This is a genomic window from Clostridium sp. UBA1652, assembly GCF_002320975.1.
Classification (GTDB): domain Bacteria; phylum Bacillota; class Clostridia; order Clostridiales; family Clostridiaceae; genus Clostridium_T; species Clostridium_T intestinale.
In genome coordinates, this window is the sequence record NZ_DCLI01000028.1 from 1 (window position 1) to 3,850 (window position 3,850).

The 3,850-nt window shown below is 28.5% G+C and carries 4 protein-coding genes; 2 read left to right on the forward strand and 2 right to left on the reverse strand.

Annotated elements, in window-relative coordinates; translation table 11 throughout:
• The first annotated feature begins 375 nt into the window (after nucleotides 1-375).
• A complete protein-coding gene (locus B3N22_RS04510) occupies nucleotides 376-1,053 on the forward strand; it encodes a uracil-DNA glycosylase (protein ID WP_286905184.1) in 678 nt (225 codons plus the stop codon).
• A 67-nt stretch (nucleotides 1,054-1,120) separates the two neighbouring features.
• On the opposite strand, the gene B3N22_RS04515 is transcribed toward B3N22_RS04510, so the two are convergent.
• Together B3N22_RS04515 and B3N22_RS04520 are read right to left on the reverse strand one after the other, a co-directional pair.
• Nucleotides 1,121-1,828 carry a DUF1287 domain-containing protein gene (locus B3N22_RS04515; protein WP_286905185.1) on the reverse strand — a complete coding sequence of 236 codons (708 nt, stop codon included), beginning with the start codon at nucleotides 1,826-1,828 and terminating at the stop codon, nucleotides 1,121-1,123.
• Nucleotides 1,829-1,959: 131 nt separating this feature from the next.
• Nucleotides 1,960-3,051 (reverse strand): mechanosensitive ion channel family protein, encoded by a 1,092-nt coding sequence (locus tag B3N22_RS04520; RefSeq protein ID WP_286905186.1) that lies wholly within the window; start codon nucleotides 3,049-3,051, stop codon nucleotides 1,960-1,962.
• A gap of 122 nt (nucleotides 3,052-3,173) precedes the next feature.
• Here B3N22_RS04520 and B3N22_RS04525 point away from each other — a divergent pair, with 122 nt between their 5' ends.
• On the forward strand, nucleotides 3,174-3,752 hold the full coding sequence (locus B3N22_RS04525; protein ID WP_286905187.1) for a hydrolase: 579 nt from the start codon (nucleotides 3,174-3,176) through the stop codon (nucleotides 3,750-3,752).
• Nucleotides 3,753-3,850: the final 98 nt, after the last annotated feature.

A 3,850-nucleotide genomic window follows, 5' to 3' on the forward strand; every position in this document is an offset into this window, starting at 1 on the left:
CTGTTTAATTTTCAAAGACCAATTTCGTCATTATTCGTCACCGTTTAGCGGCAACATATAATATGTTACCATATCGTTTTTGTTATGTCAACTGTTTTTTTAATATTTTTCAGTTAACATTTATATTCTCAGAAACTTTATGTTTTCTGCGGAACGTGTTTTATCTTAACATCTATATCAGATGTCTATTTATTATTATAACATATTCACACAAACTTATACCAGTAATTCTTAATATATCTCCATATTTCTTTGATTTCATATTATGGATACACCTGGAACTGTTTTATTGATGTATAACGTTTACTATTTCTTTGTTTTCTTTATTCGACTATTATTTTTTATTAAGTGTTATAATATATTGGGGTGATTTTTATGGCTATTAATTTTAAAAATGATTGGCAAGAGCTTTTAGAAGAAGAACTTTCTAAAGAATATTATTTAAAACTTAGGCAATTTCTCATAACAGAATATAAGACAACAACAATTTATCCTAATATGCATGATATTTTTAATGCATTACACTATACGGCATATAAAGATGTTAAAGTAGTGATTTTAGGGCAAGACCCTTATCACGGACCTAATCAAGCACATGGTTTAAGCTTTTCAGTAAAACCAGGTGTTGGTATTCCCCCTTCACTTCTTAACATGTATAAAGAATTACAGACAGACCTAGGTTGCTATATACCTAACAATGGATATCTAAAAAAATGGGCTGATCAAGGAATTTTATTATTAAATGCATCCTTAACAGTAAGAGCTCATACTGCTAATTCTCACAAAGGGAAAGGATGGGAGATATTAACCGATAAAATAATCTCTTTATTAAATGATAGACAAGATCCTGTCGTATTTATACTTTGGGGAAATAATGCTATTTCAAAAGAGAAACTCATAACAAACAAATATCACTACATAATAAAATCAGTACATCCTAGTCCACTATCTGCATCTAGAGGTTTTTTTGGCTCAAAACCATTTTCTAAATGTAATGACTTTCTAAAATCTACAGGAAAAAATCCTATAGATTGGCAAATAGAAAATATTTAAGGTTAAAGGGAAAAATAATTATTTTTCCCTTTAACTTTCCTAAGAGCATATATAATTGCAATATTTATTAATATTTCCATCTATAATGAGCATATATAGGATTATTAAACCAACTTAATTTAGATTCAGATGCCTTTGGGGTGGAATTATGAATTACATATGGTATTCCATCACTATCTCTTTTGTCAGAGACTATAGCAATATGTTCATACCCTTCTACAAATACCACTATATCACCAGGTTGCCACTCTTTAAGATTATTTACATCATCAACATTAAGTTCTATTGTTAAACTCTCACAATATCTTTTAAAGAAAATATCTTGATTTAATACTCGTCTAAAATCTATATTAGGATCTGGTTTACTGTTTACTCTCCTATATTCTTTTAAATTTTCTCTAATATCCTTATCCAGCAATTCTTTAATTGAGACATTTATCGCATTGAACCCTCTCCATATTACATCAGTACATACGCCTTCACCTTCTGGTGGATAACCTCCTGTATAATATGCATCTTTATATACGGTTTCTCTTTCCACTTCTTTTCTTGCCTCATTTACTATGTCTATTGGATCAGGTATCCCATTATTATTTTTATCTTCTTTAGAACTTTCATCAGGTACTACAACCTTTTTTATTGGCAAATTTTCTATTATATCTCCTATGGAGTTACCTTCTAAATCACTTCTATATTTTTGTTTTAAAAATGCTATAGTAGCAACACTTATAATAATTAAGAGAACACAAAAAATTAATACTTTTCTTTTCCTCATATACTCCCCTTTATTAAAACATAGAAATATCTATATTTCATTTTAATATAATAACTTCTTAAATTTTATATTCTCTATTATATTGCTCTTTTCCTTCTATCTTTCTAATATTATTCATGTTAGTAATATATTTACTTCCCATCCTCAGCTTCCTTATTTTTAGATAATTCTACGCTGCTCCATGGGATAGCAAGACTAACTTCATTTTTTTCTAATATCTCAAGTATGGTAAGATTTATATCCTCTTTAGTTTTCTCATAAGCTAAATACTCCATTACATTGGTATAGAAATATATAGATACATCTAAACTGTGTTCTGAAAAAGCATTAAAAGATACTATCACTAGCTCTTTATCAACTCTTTCATCATTCAAAAGAAAATCTTCAATTTCTTTCACTAAGATTTTAATCTTTTTACTGCGAGTCCCATAATCTAATGGTAACTTAAAAAATATACGTCTCTTTTTTCTATCAGTCCAATTAATTATATAGGAATTAGCAAGCTTAGAGTTTGGTACAGTAACTAATGCCTTTGAGAAAGTCCTTATTTTTGTACTTCTAAATGTTATTTCTTTCACTATGCCTTCAACGTCTGAGGTTTGAATCCAATCTCCTATAGAAAAAGGTCTATCAAATAAAATAACCATTCCTCCAAATAAATTTGAAAAAGTCTCTTGTGCTGCCAAAGCTATAACCACTCCTGATACTCCAAGTCCAGTAACAAATCCAGAAAATCCAAATTCTCTTGAAAATATACTCACAGCAGCTATTAACGCCAATATTCTAATTATGATAGATATAAAGGGGAAAATTATCTTATTAACTTTATCTGTATATTTATTTTTTATTCTATTATATAGAAGAGAATCTTCCATTGTAACATTGTAGATTATCCAAGTAAAAAATATAACTAACCCACATCTTAATACCTTTTCAGTTATTAACGTAAATTCTTCTTTATATATACTCAAAGCTAAATATTTTAATGAAAAGTATAATCCTAATATATCTATTAGAAACTTTAACGGTTTCTCCAAAGATTCAAAAATTTTATCGTCTAAAGTGTTTTCAGTCTTTTTGATAAATTTGCAACAATATGTACAGATATATTTTACAAAAAGCTTTTTAAAAATAAGAAACCCTATATAAATTAATAGGGCTATTACCAGCACATCAAAAGGTGAATGCGCTATTATATTAATAATTTTATTTATTTCATCCATAGTTACCACCCAAAAAAATCATTATTCTTTATTATGTGTACTTAAGGATTTTTCATTCTAACCTTGCAATATTTATTTATAATAGTAAAATATAGTTATATTTTTTAAGGGGGTATAGTAGTATGGATTCGAAACTTTCTAGAGAGGATGCTTGGTCTTTATTATGTAAATATACCAAAAGTGATTCTCTACTTAAACATGCTCTTGCTGTTGAAGGCGTAATGAGACATTTCACAAAATTATTGGGTGAAAAAGATATAGATAAATGGGGAATAGTAGGACTTCTTCATGATCTTGATTATGAAATGTATCCAGATGAACATTGTATAAAAGTCCAAGAAATAATGAAAAACCATAATATATCTGATGAATATATACATGCTGTAGCAAGTCATGGTTATGGTATATGTTGCGATATTGAACCAGTTCACAAAATGGAGAAAGTATTATATACCATAGATGAACTCACTGGACTTATAAGCGCAGCCGCTATAATGAGACCCTCCAAAAGCATTTTAGATTTAGAACTTAAATCAGTTAAAAAGAAATATAAATCTAAAGGATTTGCCTCTGGCGTTGATAGAAACATAATCGAGAATGGAGCAAAAATGCTTGATCTAGAATTAGATTTTGTAATCAAAGAAACCATTGAAGGGATGAAAACTGTTGCTGAGGATATCGGGTTAAAAGGAGCTATATAAAAGATTCAGGTATTTTTAATTTTTTATATTCAATTTAATTAAATACACAAAAAAAGTCTAGCATTTTGCTAGACTTTTGGTGGCTCGAGCAGGAATCG